Genomic DNA, 16,165 nt, shown 5'->3' with positions numbered 1-16,165 from the left:
CGGGTGCTCCGCAGGGTGGAGGCCATGAACACCACACCAGCCCCCTCCCTCCCCTCCGGCCGCAGCGATCTCGTTGTCGTGGGCGCCGGCATCGTCGGCCTCGCCCACGCCTTCGAGGCGGTGCGCCAGGGCCTCAGCGTCACGGTGGTCGAGCGGGACCGCCGGCCGGTGGGCGCCTCCGTGCGCAACTTCGGCCACTGCTGCGTCACGGCGCAGCGCGGGGAACTCCTCGACCTCGCCCTGCGGTCGCGCTCCGGCTGGCTGGACGCCGCGAAGTCGGCCGGGCTGTGGGCGCCGGAGGCGGGCGCGCTCGTGGTGGCCAGGTCGGCGACCGAGCTGGCGGTCCTGGAGGAGCTGCGCGACGAGCGCGGCGCGGACGCGGTGCGACTGCGCACCCGCGACGAGGTGGGTGCGGCCCTCGGCCGGTCCGCCGAGAGCCGGGGGGACCTGGTGGGCGGCGCGCTGCTCCCCGCCGACCTGCGCGTCGATCCGCGCGAGGCGGCGCCGCGGCTCGCGCACTGGCTGGCCAAGCAGCCGGGCGTGCACATCGCCTGGGGCACGAACGTGCTCGGCGTGGAGTCCGGCACGGTGCACACCAACCGCGGCCCGGTGCACGGCGAGCAGATCCTGCTCTGCGTCGGCCACGACCTGGACCGCCTGTATCCGTCGCAGGCGCAGGAGCACGGCATCGAACGCTGCCGCCTGTCGATGGCACGGGTGGCGGCGCCCGACGCCTTCCGCACGGACTCGGCGGTGCTGACCGCGACCTCGATGCTGCGCTACGACGGCTTCACGGCGATGCCGTCGGCCGACCGCCTGCGCGCGGAAGTCACCGCGCACAGCCCGGAGTTGCTGGACGTGGTCGCCAATGTGATGTTCACGCGACTGCCCGACGGCACGGTTCTGGTGGGCGACTCGCACGCGTACGACGTGACGGAGATCCCGTTCCAGGACGAGGCGACGGCGGAGCTGCTGCTGCGCGAGGCCGCCCGCGTCCTGGGTGTCCCCGCGGTGCGTGTCACCGAACGCTGGCAGGGCGTGTACGCGAGCAGTTCCCGCGGCCCGCTGCTCGTACGCGAAGTGGCGCCGGGCGTGCGGGCGCTGTCGGTCACGTCGGGGATAGGCATGACGTTGTCGTTCGGGCTCGCGGCGGCGACGTTCGACGGAACACTGCCCACGATCGCGAGCGCTCTCGAGGATTGATCAATTCTTTGCCCTTGGCCGGATCATTCTGGTCGCCCAAGGCAACTTTATCGACGAGGGCCGCGCCGCCTGCGATTTGCGAAGGGGACTATTCCGCTCGCACGTTCGGGCGCGGCTGAAATCGCTCGGTCCGCCGCCTCCCGCGTGTTACGGGCACGTTGACCCACCCCGCCGCCATGACACACGCTCGACACATAGATGCCGTGTACAACTTGTTGTTCCGGTTGGCCACGGCCGTACGGCGAGCAGGAGGAAGCGTTATGTGTGGCATCACCGGCTGGGTTTCCTTCGACCGTGACCTGCGGGCCTCGGCCGACACATTGGATGCGATGACCCAGACCATGGAGTGCCGCGGTCCGGACGACCGCGGCACCTGGATCGAGGGCCCCGCGGCCCTCGGTCACCGCAGGCTCGCCATCATCGACCTGCCGGGCGGCCGGCAGCCCATGTCCGTCGAGACACCGGAGGGCAACGTCGCACTCGTCTACTCGGGCGAGACGTACAACTACACCGAGCTGCGGGAGCAACTGACCGCCCGCGGGCACCGGTTCACGACCGACTCGGACACCGAGGTGGTGCTGCGCGGCTACCTCGAATGGGGCGAGCGGCTGCCCGAGCGCCTCAACGGGATGTACGCGTTCGCCGTCTGGGACGGCCGCGTCGGCAAGCTGCTCATGATCCGCGACCGGATGGGCATCAAGCCCTTCTACTTCTACGAGACGCCGGACGGCGTGCTGTTCGGCTCCGAGCCCAAGGCGATCCTCGCCAACCCGCTCGCCACGCCCCGGGTCGGTCTCGACGGGCTGCGGGAGCTCTTCACGTTCGTGAAGACTCCGGGGCACGCCGTGTGGGACGGCATGCACGAGGTCGAGCCGGGGACCGTCGTCACCGTCGACCGCGCGGGTCTGCGGCAGCGCGCGTACTGGACGCTGGAGACGAAGCCGCACACCGACGACCGTGACACCACCATCGCCACGGTGCGCGAGCTGCTCGACGACATCGTGCGCCGTCAGCTGGTCTCGGACGTACCGCGCTGCACCCTGCTGTCCGGCGGGCTCGACTCCTCGGCGATGACGGCCATCGCGGCCAAGCAGTTGGGCGGCCAGGGCGAGACGGTGCGCAGCTTCGCGGTGGACTTCCTCGGCCAGGCGGAGAACTTCGTCGCCGACGAGCTGCGCGGCACCCCCGACACCCCGTTCGTGCACGACGTGGCGCGCGCGTCGGGCACCGACCACCAGGACATCGTGCTCGACTCGAACGCCCTCGCCGACCCCGAGGTACGGGCGCGGGTGATCCGCGCCCGTGACATCCCGGCCGGCTTCGGCGACATGGACGCCTCGCTGTATCTGCTGTTCAAGGCGATCCGCGAGCATTCGACGGTCGCCCTGTCCGGCGAGTCCGCCGACGAGGTGTTCGGCGGGTACCGGCACTTCTTCGACGAGGAGTCCAGGAACGCCGACACGTTCCCGTGGCTGGTGCAGTTCGGCCAGCACTTCGGCAACGACGCGGACGTGCTCAGGCCCGACCTCGGCAAGCGGCTCGACCTGCCGGGATACGTGGCCGACAACTACGCGGGCGCCGTGCGCGGCATTCAGCGCCTCGACGGCGAGAGCGACTTCGAGTTCAAGATGCGCCGCATCTGCCACCTCCACCTCACCCGTTTCGTGCGGGTGCTGCTCGACCGCAAGGACCGGGCGAGCATGGCGGTGGGCCTGGAGGTGCGGGTGCCGTTCTGCGACCACCGGCTCGTCGAGTACGTCTACAACACGCCGTGGGCACTGAAGTCCTTCGACGGCCGGGAGAAGAGCCTGCTGCGCGAGGCGACGGCGGACGTGCTGCCGACCTCGGTGTACGACCGGGTCAAGAGCCCCTACCCCTCGACGCAGGACCCGAAGTACGCGGTCGCGCTCCAGGACCACGCGAAGGACCTGCTCTCCCGGCCCTCGCACCGGGTCTTCGACCTGCTCGACCGCGAGCGGGTGGCCCAGGCGGCGCACCGGGACACCCCGCAGATCACGCAGGCCTCGCGCCGAGGTCTGGAGCGCACGCTCGACCTGGCGCTCTGGCTCGACCTCTACAACCCGGAGCTGGCGCTCGGCTGAGGCCCGGGCACAAGCCGGAGCCCGGGCCGCAACAGCAGCCGGAAAGGAACTGGCCCCGCGCGCCGCCCCGTGTCTAAGATCCCGGCAGCATCGCGTGCCGGTCACCGACCGGGTGAGGCATGGAGGTGCCGGAGTTGCCTTCAGGAGGCAATCCACCATGGCAGTTCAGCTCAATCACACCATCGTCCACGCCCGCGACAAGCGGGAGTCCGCCGAGTTCCTGGCACACATCCTGGGGCTCGAAGTGGGCGAGGCATGGGGCCCGTTCATCCCGCTCGACCTGAGCAACGGCGTCACCCTGGACTTCGCGACCATTCCCGTCGATTCCATCGTCATGCAGCACTACGCCTTCCTCGTGACCGAGGAGGAGTTCGACGAGATCTTCGGGCGCATCAAGGACGCGGGGCTCACGTACTACGCCGACCCGCACGGCAAGCAGCCGGGCGAGATCAACCACAACGACGGCGGTCGCGGGGTGTACTTCATGGACCCCGTGAACCACGGCATGGAAATCATCACCCGCCCCTACGGGAGCGGCGACAAGTAACAACCGGCGACAGGTGGGGCCGTGGCCTTCGGGCCCGGCCCCACATCCCGCGGCCCGCCCGGTCAGCTGTCCTGGAGCAGCCCGAAGACATTTCCGTCCGCGTCCTTCAGCGACGCGATCCGTCGTCCGGGGCCCACCTCCGTGACGTCCTGGACGACCTCGGCACCGGTCTCGACCAGCGACTTCACCATCCCCTGGATGTCGTCCACGGTCCAGTAGCCCACCGGGCCCGTCATGCCCTGCTGATGCCCGGCCGGGTTCAGCCCGAAGTGCTGTCCCGCCACGTCGTAGCCCACGTAATAGGCCTCGTCCGAGGACGGCTCCACGCCGAGCAGCCTGGTGTAGACGGCCTTGGCCGCGGCGAGGTCGCGGACCGGGGTGATGATCGTGTGCTGACCGCTGGTCATGGAGTACTCCTTCATTCGATACGTGACCCGGGCGCGGGTGCCGCGCCGCGGGGGGCGGCTCTCGACCGCCCTTCACCGCTACGACCCGCGCCGCGGCCGATGTGTGACGGCTTCCGAAAAGAAATTTCGGAAGCCGTCCCGGGCCGGACTCAACCGGCGTTGGTCACGCCGAGAAACAGGAACACCGTTCCGACGACGAACGCCAAGGTGCCGATCGCACCGAGGACGAGCGCCGTCCGCCTTGCCGGGCGGCAGACCGCCTCGGCTTCCTCCTGCCGGACCGAACCCCCGCACGGAAGCACCGCTAGACCGTAGGTCACCAGTCCCGCGGTACCGACCGTGAGGCCGAGTCCGAGCCACGTCACACTCGCGGACATAAAGGACATGCGTCCGATTTTGCCGCCATTCGTGGGATCCCGCGATTCGGAGGGTGACGGTGCGTACACCGCGTGGAGGGGCTCAGGCCTCCTCGTCCATGCCGGGCACGGGGGCACCGGACGGGAACCCGGCCGCCGTGTAGGCGTCGTAGAGCTCCTTCCACGCCGGCGTCGCCCCCGCGTGCTCCTCGGTCGGCGGCTCGCCGCGGTCGGCCGCGTCGAGGGCGAGCAGGCAGACCTCCCAGCCCGCCGCGTTGCGCGCCGCCGCGTCCGCGCTTTCCAGCACATTGGTCAGCGTCAGGTGCGTGCCGCCGTCGCCGCGCTCCTCCAGGTCGTACTGCAGCTCGTCGCCGCCCCACGTGAAGGAGAAGTGGCGCGGGGGCTCGGCGGAGACGACCGTGCCCACCGACTCCGGCATGTTCGGGTCGTCGAAGAAGCGGATGGTCGCGCCGGGGCTCAGCTCCCCGGTCTCGAACTTGGACGGGAACCAGTGCGCGAGGTCGGCCGGGTCGGTGACATACCGCCAGACCCGGTCGATCGGCCGGTCGAACGTACGGGTGAACCGGACGCCGGGACGGCCGTCGTCCAGGGTGAGGTAGCTGCCGGTGGTGGTCGTCATGCCTGCGCCTTCCTTGCCGTCAGGGGTACTGCCCACCCCCGACCCTCTCACCGCCCACTGACAGTCGCCTCCGCCGCAGTGGTACGAGGCCGCATCCTCGGGCAGGCTCAGGGATCAGGTCCGTGTCCGACCGCGAAGGGAGATCCACGTGCCCGGCAACGCCACGTACGGCAAGAAGGCCTTCAAACGATCCCGGAGTCACTTCACCGACCGGATCACCGCCGACGGCCGCGACGGATGGCCGGTGGAGGCGGGCCGGTACCGGCTCGTCGTCAGCCTGGCCTGCCCCTGGGCGAGCCGCGCGCTCGTGGTGCGGCGGCTGCTCGGCCTGGAGGACGCCCTGTCGCTCGCGGTCGCCGACCCGATCCAGGACGACCGCAGTTGGCGCTTCACGCTCGACCCCGACGGGCGCGACCCGGTGCTCGGGATCCGCTACCTCAGCGAGGCGTACGACGCCCGCGAGAGTGACTGTCCGGGCGGGGTCAGCGTGCCGGCGATCGTCGACGTGCCGACCGGCAAGCTCGTCACGAACGATTTCCAGCAGCTCACGCTCGACCTGGAGACCGAGTGGACGGCGCTGCACCGGCCCGGCGCGCCCGACCTGTATCCGGAGCCGCTGCGCGACGAGATCGACGAGGTCATGGAGGGCGTCTACCGGGACGTGAACAACGGCGTGTACCGGGCCGGGTTCGCCAGTGAGCAGAGCGCCTACGAGGAGGCGTACGGCGACGTCTTCGGGCGGCTGGACCTGGTGTCGAAGCGGCTCGCCGGTCAGCGCTACCTCGTCGGGGACACCATCACGGAGGCGGACGTCCGGCTGTTCACGACGCTGGTCCGCTTCGACGCCGTCTACCACGGCCACTTCAAGTGCAATCGCAACAAGCTGGCCGAGGACCCGGTCCTGTGGGCGTACGCGCGCGACCTGTTCCAGACGCCCGGCTTCGGGGACACGGTCGACTTCGACCACATCAAGCGGCACTACTACCAGGTGCACACCGGCATCAACCCCACGCGGATCGTGCCGCTCGGCCCCGATCCGTCCGGCTGGCTCACCCCGCACGGCCGCGAGGAGCTCGGCGGGCGCCCCTTCGGCGACGGCACTCCCCCGGCCGCCCGGTGACACGGCCTGCTCCTCGATAGGCTCGGGGCGTACGTCCCACCTGGTCACGGAGTCGCCATGTCCCGCCCGCACGTGTTGTTGTCCGCCGCCGTGTCGCTCGACGGATGCCTCGACGACACCGGCCCCGAGCGGCTGCTGCTGTCCGGAGCGGAGGACTTCGAGCGGGTGGACGCGGTGCGGGCGGCGAGCGACGCGATCCTCGTCGGGGCGGGGACGCTGCGCGCGGACCGGCCCCGGCTGCTGGTCAACTCCCCGCAGCGGCGCGCCAAGCGGGTCGACGACGGTCGTCCCGCCTACCCGCTGAAGGTGGCGGTCACCGCCTCGGGGGACCTGGATCCGGGCGACCCCTTCTGGACGACGGGCGGCGAACGGCTCGTCTACACGACCGGCTCGGGCGCCCAGTTGGCCCGTACGCGCGTGGGCGGCGCGGCGGACGTGGTGGACCTCGGCCCGCACCTCGACTGGGCGGCGCTCCTGGAGGACCTCGGCACGCGTGGGGTGCGGCGCCTGCTCGTCGAGGGCGGCGCGCGCGTGCACACGCAGTTGCTGCAGCTGGGTCTCGCGGACGAACTGCGGCTCGCGATGGCGCCGTTGGTGGTCGGCGAGCCGGGCGCGCCGCGCCTGTTCGGGCCCGGCTCCTACCCCGGAGGGCCGCGCAGCCGGATGCGGGTGCTCGACACGGAGCGGGTCGGGGACGTGATCGTGACCCGGTACGCGCCGACCGTTCCCGGCACTTCGGACGCGGCCACCGCGGCGGACCGGCACTGGCTGCGGCTCGCCTGCGAACTCGCCGCGGACTGCCCGCCGTCGAGGACCGCGTTCAGTGTCGGCGCCGTGGTCGTCGCCGACGACGGCACGGAACTGGCGCGCGGGCATTCGCGGGAGGGCGAGGACCCTGTGGTGCACGCCGAGGAGGCCGCGCTCGGCAAGCTCGCCGCGGACGATCCCCGCCTGGCCTCGGCCACCGTCTACAGCAGCCTGGAGCCGTGCGCCCACCGGGCCTCGCGTCCGAAGCCGTGCGCCCGGCTCATCGTCGACGCGGGCGTGCGCCGGGTGGTGACGGCGTGGCGGGAGCCGGACACGTTCGTGCCGGGCGCCGACGGGATCGGGGTGCTCGCCTCAGCGGGCGTCACCGTGGTGGAGGTCCCGGAGCTGGCCGACGCGGCGGTGCTCCCGAACCGGCACCTCGTCGACTTCCCCGCGTAGCCGGTACGCGCGCGTGGTGCCGAGCCGGACGACCACGACGGCCGCGAGGCCGAGGACGAGACCGAGTGCGGTGCGGACGCCGAAGGGCTCGCCGAACATCAGCGCACCCCACACGGCGGTGACCGGCGCCATCAGGAACATCAGGGTGTTGACCTGGGTGAGTCCGCTCCGCCGCAGCACGATCCAGTACAGGCCGTAGCCGCCGAACGTCGACAGGCCGACGAGCCAGGCGATCGCCAGCCAGAAGGACGGCGCGGCGGGCGGCGCGGCCTCGCCCGCCGCGACGGCGAGCCCGGTGAAGACGACGGCGCTGGTGGCGCAGTGCACGGTCAGGGCGACCATGGGCTCGACCCGCGTACGGGAGCGGCTCTCCACGAAGGTGGCCGCGACCAGCGACAGCATTCCGAGGAACGGGACGCCGTACGCCCACCACGGCACGCCCGTGGCGGCGTGCGCGTCCACCGAGGTGACGACGGCGACCCCGGCCACACCGAGGCACAGGCCGAGCCACTGCCGGGCGGTGACGTACTGCCGCAGCAGTGGTCCGGCGAGGGCGCCGGCGACCAGGGGCTGCGTGCCGTCGATGAGGGCCGTGGTGCCGCTGGAGACGCCGAGTTGGATGGCGTAGTAGACGGTCAGCAGATAGCCGCTCTGGGAGAGGGCGCCGATGACGACCTGTCGGCCGACGGTGCGCGCTCCCAGCCCCCGCCATCGGCTCCTGCCGACGAATACGGCCATGACACCGAGAACGAGCGCCAGGGGCAGGAAGCGCCACATCAGCGTGGTCACGGCACTGGCGTCGCCGGCGCCGAGCTTGGCTCCGATGAAGCCGGAGCTCCAGGTCAGGACGAATCCGACGGACAGAAGGACGTTCATGGCGCTGCCACCGCCTCACGCGAGAGGACCCCGAAGGGTCACGTATACAGATCGGTTTACCCGGCGCCACTATACAGATCGGTTTACTCTTGGGGCATGCCTACAACGACACCGTCCGCCCCGCCGACCGTCGACCCGGACCGCCCGGACCTCACACCGGCCGCGCGCCGGGTCCTGGAGACCGCCTCGCGGCTGTTCTACGAGCGCGGCATCCACGCCGTCGGAGTGGACCTGATCGCGGCGGAGGCGGGCGTCACGAAGAAGACGCTCTACGACCGCTTCGGCTCGAAGGAGCAGATCGTCGTCGACTACCTGGCCACCCGCGACGCCCGCTGGCGCGCCTACCTCGCCCGGCACCACGACGACGCCGAACTCTCGCCCACCGAGCGGGCCCTGGCCGTCTTCGACGCCTCGCAGGAGTGGATGCGCGACAACAGCGGCAAGGGCTGCAGCATGGTCAACGCGCACGCGGAGATCAGTGACCCCGCGCACCCGGCGTACGCGGTGATCGCCGGCCAGAAGCAGTGGATGCTGGAGCTGTTCACGCGGCTCGCCGAGGACGTGGCGCCGGATGCCGCACGGGAGTTGGGGCGTTCGCTGATGCTGTTGCACGAGGGGGCGCTGGTCTCGGACGGCCTGGACGTGTTCCCGGACGCGTTCGGACGAGCGCGCAGGATGGCGGCGTTCCTGCTGTCGGCCGCGAAGGACGCGCGGTGACAGCGGTGACGTGGGAGCCGGGGGCGCCGGGTGTGCTCGCGCTGCCGTCGGGCCGGCTCGTACGCGGCCGGGGGCTGCGCGACCCGCTGCCCGCCGGTCCCCCGCCGACGTACGGTCTCTACCTCCTGGGCGAGCAACCGCCGCCCGTGGACTGGGAGTCGACGTGGCTGCGCTGGCCCGACTTCCGGCTGCCCGCCGACCGGGCACGCGCGCGTGGTGTGCTCGCCGAGGCGTGGCGGCGCTGCGCGGACGAGCGGGTGGAGGTGGCCTGCGGGGCCGGTCGTGGTCGTACCGGGACGGCACTCGCGTGTCTAGCGGTCCTGGACGGCGTACCGGCGCGCGAGGCGGTCGCCTACGTACGTGAGCACTACGCGCGTGGGGCGGTTGAGACGCCGTGGCAGAAGAGATACGTGCGCCGGTTCACAGTTGCTTGAAAAGGTGCGTGATCAACGTTCTCCGTGGCATCTGGTAGTCATTGGGAAGGAGGTCTCCTCCATGACGCCGAGGACCGCACTGCCCCGATGGGCGAGGGCCGCACGACTCCCCCTGTGGGCGAAGGCGGCCGTGGCACTCCTCGTGGTGCTCGCGGTCGTGTTCACCGGACTGAACCTGATGCACCGACTGAACGACGTGTTCGGCACCGAGACGCACGACCGCACGGGGCCCGCGCTGCTCAAGTCCGTCCGGGACATGAGCCGTTACGACGCCGCGTCCGGCAACTACCAGGTGGTGGTCGATCTGGACAAGGACTCGAAGTATCTGCCGGACGCCATCCAGGGCACCCGCACGCTGTACATCGGCGCGGGCTCGGTCACCGCGTACGTGAACCTGGGCAAGGTCGGCCAGGACGACGTGCGGGTGAACGGCAAGCGCACCTCCGCGACGCTGCGGCTGCCGCACGCCCGGCTCGCCGCGCCGACGCTCGACACCGACCGCTCGTACGCGGTGGCGAAGCAGCGCGGGCTGCTCGACCGGCTCGGCGACGTGTTCGCCGACAATCCGGGGGACGAGCGCGCGGTGCGCCAGCTCGCCGTCCGGCACATCGGCGAGGCGGCACAGGACAGCGACCTCACGGGCCGCGCCGAGCGGAACACGACGAAGATGCTGCGCGGCCTCCTGCGCCCCTTGGGCTTCCGGGACGTGAACGTGTCCTACGGGACGTGAGGCGTCGTCAGGCGCAGTTGCAGTTCCTGCTCCTGGTCACCGGCGGCCGCTTGTGCCCCGGTCAGGGTGAACGCCGCGGTCAGCGCGGCGCGCACCCGGTCCAGGGCCTCGTGGCCGCCCTGGAGGTCCGCGGTGACCGGCGCCGTCAGCGGCCTGGCGACGGAGCGCGCCGGGCCGGACGCGGCGTCCACGGTGGTGAGCCAGACCGTGGCGTCGTCGGCGGGGCGATCGGCCGCCGTGCGGTCCGCGGGGAAGGCGGTGCACAGGACACGCAGGACCGCTGCGGCGTCCTGTCGTGTGCAGTCGCTGAGGGCCACGCCCACCACCGTGGGGGCGAAGCCGTGGACGGGAGGCGTGTCGGTCATGGTGGGTGCTCCCTACTGCGTCGCCGGTTCCCGGTCGCTCCGGGTACCGGCGCCGCGCCGGTCGAAACCCCCGCCTCAGATGGTGCGCGTACCGATGACGATCGTGGCGTACAGGTCGTGGTTCTCGACCACGCGCGCGTGCAGGCCCGCCGCGCGCACGGCCGCCTGCGCCGCCGGGGCCTGGCGCTCGCTCGTCTCGACGAAGAGGTGTCCGCCGGGCACCAGCCAGTCAGGGGCCTCGACGGCGACTCTGCGCAGCACGTCGAGGCCGTCGTGCCCGCCGTCGAGGGCGATGCGCCGCTCGTGTTCGCGCGCCTCCTGCGGCAACAGGGCGACGTCGCCGGTGGGCACATAGGGGCCGTTCGCGACGAGGGTGTCCACGTGCCCCTTGAGGTCCGCGGGCAGCGGTGCGTACAGGTCGCCTTCGTGGACCTCGCCGCCGAGCGGGGCGAGATTGTGGCGCGCGCAGCGCACCGCCGCGGGGTCGAGGTCGGCCGCGTGCAGCCGCGCCGGACGCCGGGCGGCCAGGACGGCGGCCACGGCGCCCGTGCCGCAGCAGAGATCGACGACGATGGCGCCGGGCGGGGTGAGCGTGAAGGCCTGCCGGGCGAGGAACTCGGTGCGGCGGCGCGGCACGAAGACGCTGGGGTCGACGGCGACGCGCAGCCCGCAGAACTCGGCCCAGCCGACGACGTGTTCCAGGGGCAGCCCGCGTGCGCGGCGCTCGACCATGCCCTCCAGTTCGGCGGCGTCGCGCGCGGTGGAGAGCAGTACGCGCACCTCGTCCTCGGCGAAGACGCAGCCGGCGGTGCGCAGGGCGGCGACCACCGGGGCGGGGTCGAGCGTGAGGGGGGTTCTGGACGACGGGGAAAGCGACATGAAGGGGGTGGCCTCTCGGCTGCCGAGGGGGCTCCCGGTCACCGGACGGCGCGGCGTCGCTCAGCGCGAGCGGACGGGGCGTACGGCGGGAGAAGGGAGCTCCCGACCTGACACAACGGTGATCGGACTCACCTCCTCGTTCCCTCGCGGTGCGGTACGGCCCGGCCACATTACCCCACCGAACACCGCGTCCGATTGCCGCCAGCACACCGCCTTCGCGACGAGGAGGCTGGAGTCCTGGCCGATACCGCCCTCCCGAGGAAAGGCGCACCGCGATGACCGGCACCACCACGACCGCCACCGCCCCGCACGCACGCGTGGCAGCCCTCGACTGGGCCGGACTGGGCGCGGAACTCGACGCGTTCGGCCACGCCCTCACACCGCGCCCGGTGCTCACCGCCCAGGAGTGCCGTGCGGTCGCCGCGCTCTACGACGACGTGCACCGCTTCCGGTCGACGGTCGACATGGAGCGCTACCGGTTCGGGCGCGGGCAGTACCGCTACTTCGACCATCCGCTGCCCGGTCTCGTACGGGAGCTGCGTGCGGCGTTCTATCCGCGGCTGCTGCCCGTGGCGCGGGAGTGGGCGCGGCGCCTGGGCCGGCCCGCGCCGTGGCCGGACACCCTCGACGAGTGGCTCGACCGGTGCCATGCGGCGGGCCAGACGCGACCGACGCCGATCCTGCTGCGCTACGGCCCCGGCGACTGGAACGCCCTGCACCGCGACATCTACGGGGAGTTGGTGTTCCCGCTCCAGGTCGTGATCGGCCTGGACGAGCCGGGCACGGACTTCACCGGCGGTGAGTTCCTGATGACGGAGCAGCGGGCGCGCGCCCAGACGCGCGGCCACTCGACGACGCTGCTCCAGGGGCACGCCCTGGTGTTCACAACGCGTGACCGTCCGGTGCGCTCGGTGCGCGGCTGGTCGAACGGCCCGATGCGGCACGGCGTGAGCACGGTCAGGTCGGGGCGCCGTCACACACTGGGGCTGGTCCTGCACGACGCGGAATGAGCCCTGCCGGGACGACCGGGCCGACCGGTCCGGACGGTCAGACCAGCCCGGACGGCCCGGAATCGCAGGGACTCGACCGTGCGGACATATCGGGCATATCGTTGAGGCAACGGAGGCCGACGGCGGACGGCAGAGGGCTCGGACACCTGGGGGTGTCGTCATGGTCCAGGAACTCGTGATCGCGGGCGTGGCGCTGGTTTGTGTCCTGCTGGTGTACGCGGCGGCCGCGGCCCGCGTGGTGAAGCAGTACGAGCGCGGTGTCGTGTTCCGTCTCGGGCGGCTCGCCGGGAGCGTGCGCGAGCCGGGGTTCACGATGGTCGTGCCGATGATCGACCGGCTTCGTAAGGTCAATATGCAGATCGTGACGATGCCCGTGCCCGCGCAGGAGGGCATCACGCGCGACAACGTGACCGTACGGGTCGACGCCGTCGTGTACTTCAAGGTCGTCGACGCGGCGAACGCGCTGGTGCAGGTCGAGGACTACCGGTTCGCCGTCTCCCAGATGGCGCAGACCTCGCTGCGCTCCATCATCGGCAAGAGCGAGCTGGACGATCTGCTGTCGAACCGCGAGAAGCTCAACCAGGGCCTGGAGTTGATGATCGACAGCCCGGCCGTGGGCTGGGGCGTGCAGATCGACCGGGTCGAGATCAAGGACGTGTCGCTGCCCGAGTCGATGAAGCGCTCGATGGCCCGGCAGGCGGAGGCGGACCGCGAGCGGCGGGCCCGTGTGATCAACGCGGACGCCGAGTTGCAGGCCTCGAAGAAGCTCGCCGAGGCGGCCAAGGAGATGTCCACTCAGCCCGCCGCGCTTCAGCTGCGGCTCTTGCAGACCGTGGTGGCGGTCGCCGCCGAGAAGAACTCGACGCTGGTTCTGCCGTTCCCGGTGGAGCTGCTGCGCTTCCTGGAACGCGCGCAGCAGCCTGGCCCGCCCGCCAAGTCCTGAGCCTCAACTCCTGCGCAGCGCCCGGTCCGTCACGGTGACGACGGTGAGCAGGATGCCGAGGACGACGGAGACGCCGGCCATCAGGTGCAGCCCGCTGTCACTGGCACGCTGCCCGTAGGCGAGGGCGATCAGGCTCGACGCGGTGATGGCGCCGATGTACTGGGCGGTGCGCTGCAGGCCCGCGGCGGAGCCGATGTCGGCGGCGGGGGCGTGCTCCTGGACGGCCGCCTGGTTGCAGGTGCCGACGAAGCCCTGCGGGATGCCGAAGCACGCGCCCGCGACCAGCAGCAGGGCGAGCGGTGTGTCGCCGTCGAGGAAGGCGAGCAGTCCCGCGCCCGCGACGAGCAGGACGCACGCGGCGATCAGCGGGGCGCGGATGCCCTTGGTGCGGGCGCCGAGCAGCGAGCACACCAGCGCGGTGAGCGACATCGGCAGCATCAGCAGTCCGGTGTGCCCGGAGGAGAAACCGCGGCCCTCCTCCAGCCACTGGGTGAATCCGTACATGACGCAGTAGATGAGCAGATAGCTCAGCCCGTGGCGCAGGTAGGTGCGGGCCAGCGGGGCGTTCCCGGCGAGCATGCGGACGTCGATGAACGGCGCCCTGCTGCGCAACTGCCACCACACCAGCACGGCGGTGAGCGCCACGAACGGGGCGAGCAGCCACCACATGGGGTCGGACAGGTCGAGGAGGAAGAAGACCAGGACGGTGAGGGCCGTGGTGAACAGGCCGATGCCGAGGGGGTCGAGGGCGGGACGCGGCGCCGGTTCGCCGTCCGGGGCGCGCGGGGGATCCCGCGGGATCCACAGCAGGGCGCAGCCGAACGCGAGCGCCGCCACCGGAACGTTGACCGCGAAGATGCCGCGCCAGCCGACGGCCATGACGAGCAGCCCGCCGAGCGTCGGCCCGACGGCCGCGCTGCCGAGTCCGGCGAAGGAAAGCCGGGCCATGACGGGTCGCGGCGGGCGGCGGCCCACCCGGCGGCCCTCGTCGCGCAGCACGGCCATCGCGGCAGGGTAGGCGGCGGAGGTGCCGATGCCGAGGAGCAGCCGGGAGACGATGAGCCAGCCGAAGGCGGGCGCCAGGGCGCCGACGATCCCGGAGACGCACACGACGACGAGTCCCGCGAGGAACACGCGGCGCGGGCCGAGCGTGTCGGCGAGCTTGCCGAGCACGGGCTGGGCGACGGCGCTCGCGAGGTAGAGGACGGAGATCAGCCAGGCCGTGTCGGCGGCGCCGATCCCGAAGTCGTGCCCGATCGACACCAGGGCGGTGGAGATCATCGTGGTGTTGAGCGGGTTGAGCACCGAGCCGAGGAGCAGGGGCGCGGTGAGCCGGGACCGGAAGCCCTGCTGCTGCGCGGGGGCCGCGGCGCCGTCGACGACGACCGTAGGGTTCCCCACGCCGTGGGTCACTTGCGCACCAGCCGTTCGAGCAGCGCGGTGGCCTCGGCGAGCGTGCGCCGCTCGTCGCTGTCGAGTTCCTCGGCGAGCGCGTGGGTGAGCCAGCCGTGCTTGGCCGCCCGGACGGCGTCGAGGGTGGAGCGGCCGCTGCCGGTGATCGACACGACGGACTGCCGCCCGTCGCTCGGGTCCGGCGCGCGGGAGACGAAGCCCTGCTCCTCCAGGGCGCCGAGCGTGAGCCGCATGGACTGCGGTCGTACGTACTCGGCGCGGGCGAGCGCGGCGGTCGTGTCGGGCCCCTCGGACTCGAGGCGGGCGAGCACGGCGCGCTGGGTGGGGGTGAGCAGGCTGTCCGGCGACGCGGTGCGCAGCCGGCGCGAGAGCCGGCCGACGACGGTGGCGAGGTCGGCGGCGACCCGCTCGGCGGGCGGCTCGTCGGCCGCGGCTGACTGCGTTGCTGACATGTCGACACCGTACGAGGTAGACAGGAAGCCTTGCAAGTTACCCTTACGACTGTGGGACCGGGACCTCGTCACACCCGACCGTCGGGGCCCCGCCCCGTCACAGGCCGATCGCCCCCATCAGCGCCCGCGCGCACAGGTCCCGCACCTGCTCGCGCGTGAGCTCCGCGGCGTCCAGCCAGTCCAGGCAGACGGCGACGAGGAACGCGAGCCAGCCGCGGACGGCGAGACGGAGCACGTCCGGCGCGGGGAGTCCGTCGACGATGTGCGGGTCCGCCGCGAGGGTGGCCATGATCTGCGCCTCGTGCGCGGCGAGGCCCTCCTGGTAGGCAGCGCGCACAGCCGGGTCACCCGCCGCCTCCGCGCGGTGGAAGGCACGGAACCCGTGTGCGTGCGTGGCGACGTACTCGAGGAAGGTGTCGAGGCCCGTGCCGAGCTGGTCGCGGACGGGGATGCCGGGCACGGCGGCGGTCAGCCGCAGCATCCGCTCGCTCTCGCGCCGCACGACGGCCGCGAAGAAGTCCCGCTTGTTCGGGAAGTAGTGGTAGAGCAGTCCGCGCGAGACGCCGGCGATCTCCGCGACCTCTTCGATCCACACGTCGTCGTAGGGGGCGCCCGCGAACAGCCTGGCGCCCACGGCGAGCAGCTGCTCGCGCCGCTCTTGCGTGCTGAGTCTGCGCCGGGTGCGCTCCCCCGCCGCCGGGACTGCCCCTCGCTCCCTGGTCATGAGGCGCACCCTACGCGACGCACCGCCCCTTACTTGACGTG

At 71.9% G+C, this 16,165-nt stretch carries 19 protein-coding genes; 10 read left to right on the top strand and 9 right to left on the bottom strand.

Annotated features, from left to right (window positions below; genetic code table 11):
* The first annotated feature begins 24 nt into the window (after nucleotides 1–24).
* The 3 genes from ACY34M_RS19905 to ACY34M_RS19895 all read left to right on the top strand — a co-directional run bounded on the left by ACY34M_RS19905 (nucleotide 25) and on the right by ACY34M_RS19895 (nucleotide 3,852).
* On the top strand, nucleotides 25–1,203 hold the full coding sequence (locus ACY34M_RS19905) for a TIGR03364 family FAD-dependent oxidoreductase (RefSeq protein ID WP_462722333.1): 1,179 nt from the start codon (nucleotides 25–27) through the stop codon (nucleotides 1,201–1,203).
* Between the two features lie 260 nt (nucleotides 1,204–1,463).
* On the top strand, nucleotides 1,464–3,305 hold the full coding sequence (gene asnB / locus ACY34M_RS19900; protein ID WP_462722334.1) for an asparagine synthase (glutamine-hydrolyzing): 1,842 nt from the start codon (nucleotides 1,464–1,466) through the stop codon (nucleotides 3,303–3,305).
* 157 nt (nucleotides 3,306–3,462) lie between these two features.
* On the top strand, nucleotides 3,463–3,852 hold the full coding sequence (locus ACY34M_RS19895) for a VOC family protein (RefSeq protein ID WP_462722335.1): 390 nt from the start codon (nucleotides 3,463–3,465) through the stop codon (nucleotides 3,850–3,852).
* Nucleotides 3,853–3,914: 62 nt separating this feature from the next.
* On the opposite strand, the gene ACY34M_RS19890 is transcribed toward ACY34M_RS19895, so the two are convergent.
* From ACY34M_RS19890 to ACY34M_RS19880, 3 genes are all read right to left on the bottom strand, one after another.
* The gene (locus ACY34M_RS19890; protein ID WP_462722336.1) at nucleotides 3,915–4,259 is read right to left on the bottom strand and encodes a VOC family protein; all 345 of its coding nucleotides are present in this window, start codon (nucleotides 4,257–4,259) and stop codon (nucleotides 3,915–3,917) included.
* Nucleotides 4,260–4,408: 149 nt separating this feature from the next.
* The gene (locus tag ACY34M_RS19885) at nucleotides 4,409–4,645 is read right to left on the bottom strand and encodes a hypothetical protein (protein WP_462722337.1); all 237 of its coding nucleotides are present in this window, start codon (nucleotides 4,643–4,645) and stop codon (nucleotides 4,409–4,411) included.
* Nucleotides 4,646–4,718: 73 nt separating this feature from the next.
* Nucleotides 4,719–5,255: an SRPBCC family protein gene (locus tag ACY34M_RS19880; protein WP_462722338.1), complete on the bottom strand. Its 537-nt coding sequence runs from the start codon at nucleotides 5,253–5,255 to the stop codon at nucleotides 4,719–4,721.
* 148 nt (nucleotides 5,256–5,403) lie between these two features.
* Between ACY34M_RS19880 and ACY34M_RS19875 the strand changes: the two genes are divergently transcribed.
* The gene (locus tag ACY34M_RS19875) at nucleotides 5,404–6,375 is read left to right on the top strand and encodes a glutathione S-transferase family protein (RefSeq protein WP_462722339.1); all 972 of its coding nucleotides are present in this window, start codon (nucleotides 5,404–5,406) and stop codon (nucleotides 6,373–6,375) included.
* Between the two features lie 57 nt (nucleotides 6,376–6,432).
* Entirely contained in the window at nucleotides 6,433–7,581 is a 1,149-nt protein-coding gene (locus ACY34M_RS19870) for a dihydrofolate reductase family protein (RefSeq protein ID WP_462722340.1), read from the top strand.
* Here ACY34M_RS19870 and ACY34M_RS19865 read toward each other — a convergent pair.
* Nucleotides 7,495–8,457, bottom strand: coding sequence for a DMT family transporter (locus tag ACY34M_RS19865; protein WP_462722341.1), 963 nt, complete (start codon nucleotides 8,455–8,457; stop codon nucleotides 7,495–7,497). The two genes, ACY34M_RS19870 and ACY34M_RS19865, sit on opposite strands and share 87 nt — an antisense overlap.
* A 96-nt stretch (nucleotides 8,458–8,553) precedes the next feature.
* Here ACY34M_RS19865 and ACY34M_RS19860 point away from each other — a divergent pair, with 96 nt between their 5' ends.
* From ACY34M_RS19860 to ACY34M_RS19850, 3 genes are all read left to right on the top strand, one after another.
* On the top strand, nucleotides 8,554–9,174 hold the full coding sequence (locus ACY34M_RS19860) for a TetR/AcrR family transcriptional regulator (RefSeq protein WP_462722342.1): 621 nt from the start codon (nucleotides 8,554–8,556) through the stop codon (nucleotides 9,172–9,174).
* Complete coding sequence (locus ACY34M_RS19855; protein WP_462722343.1) at nucleotides 9,171–9,608, top strand: protein-tyrosine phosphatase family protein; 438 nt, start codon at nucleotides 9,171–9,173, stop codon at nucleotides 9,606–9,608. The genes ACY34M_RS19860 and ACY34M_RS19855 overlap by 4 nt, the downstream gene beginning before the upstream one ends.
* Before the next feature lie 61 nt (nucleotides 9,609–9,669).
* Complete coding sequence (locus ACY34M_RS19850) at nucleotides 9,670–10,338, top strand: DUF4230 domain-containing protein (protein ID WP_462722344.1); 669 nt, start codon at nucleotides 9,670–9,672, stop codon at nucleotides 10,336–10,338.
* Here ACY34M_RS19850 and ACY34M_RS19845 read toward each other — a convergent pair.
* Entirely contained in the window at nucleotides 10,326–10,703 is a 378-nt protein-coding gene (locus ACY34M_RS19845) for a hypothetical protein (protein WP_462722345.1), read from the bottom strand. The genes ACY34M_RS19850 and ACY34M_RS19845 overlap by 13 nt on opposite strands.
* 75 nt (nucleotides 10,704–10,778) lie before the next feature.
* Entirely contained in the window at nucleotides 10,779–11,582 is an 804-nt protein-coding gene (locus ACY34M_RS19840; protein WP_462722346.1) for a putative protein N(5)-glutamine methyltransferase, read from the bottom strand.
* Between the two features lie 275 nt (nucleotides 11,583–11,857).
* Here ACY34M_RS19840 and ACY34M_RS19835 point away from each other — a divergent pair, with 275 nt between their 5' ends.
* Nucleotides 11,858–12,592, top strand: coding sequence for a 2OG-Fe(II) oxygenase (locus ACY34M_RS19835; RefSeq protein WP_462722347.1), 735 nt, complete (start codon nucleotides 11,858–11,860; stop codon nucleotides 12,590–12,592).
* 160 nt (nucleotides 12,593–12,752) lie between these two features.
* The gene (locus tag ACY34M_RS19830) at nucleotides 12,753–13,535 is read left to right on the top strand and encodes a slipin family protein (RefSeq protein WP_462724121.1); all 783 of its coding nucleotides are present in this window, start codon (nucleotides 12,753–12,755) and stop codon (nucleotides 13,533–13,535) included.
* 3 nt (nucleotides 13,536–13,538) lie between these two features.
* On the opposite strand, the gene ACY34M_RS19825 is transcribed toward ACY34M_RS19830, so the two are convergent.
* From ACY34M_RS19825 to ACY34M_RS19815, 3 genes are all read right to left on the bottom strand, one after another.
* Nucleotides 13,539–14,948, bottom strand: coding sequence for an MFS transporter (locus ACY34M_RS19825; protein ID WP_462722972.1), 1,410 nt, complete (start codon nucleotides 14,946–14,948; stop codon nucleotides 13,539–13,541).
* Nucleotides 14,945–15,400 carry a MarR family winged helix-turn-helix transcriptional regulator gene (locus ACY34M_RS19820; RefSeq protein WP_462722971.1) on the bottom strand — a complete coding sequence of 152 codons (456 nt, stop codon included), beginning with the start codon at nucleotides 15,398–15,400 and terminating at the stop codon, nucleotides 14,945–14,947. The genes ACY34M_RS19825 and ACY34M_RS19820 overlap by 4 nt, the downstream gene beginning before the upstream one ends.
* 97 nt (nucleotides 15,401–15,497) lie before the next feature.
* Nucleotides 15,498–16,124 carry a TetR/AcrR family transcriptional regulator gene (locus ACY34M_RS19815; protein WP_462722970.1) on the bottom strand — a complete coding sequence of 209 codons (627 nt, stop codon included), beginning with the start codon at nucleotides 16,122–16,124 and terminating at the stop codon, nucleotides 15,498–15,500.
* Between the last annotated feature and the right edge of the window lie 41 nt (nucleotides 16,125–16,165).

The sequence above is a fragment of the Streptomyces sp. EDA2-14 genome, assembly GCF_054963755.1.
Note: the sequence above shows the minus strand (reverse complement) of the source record. Positions and strands in the feature narration are given on the sequence as shown.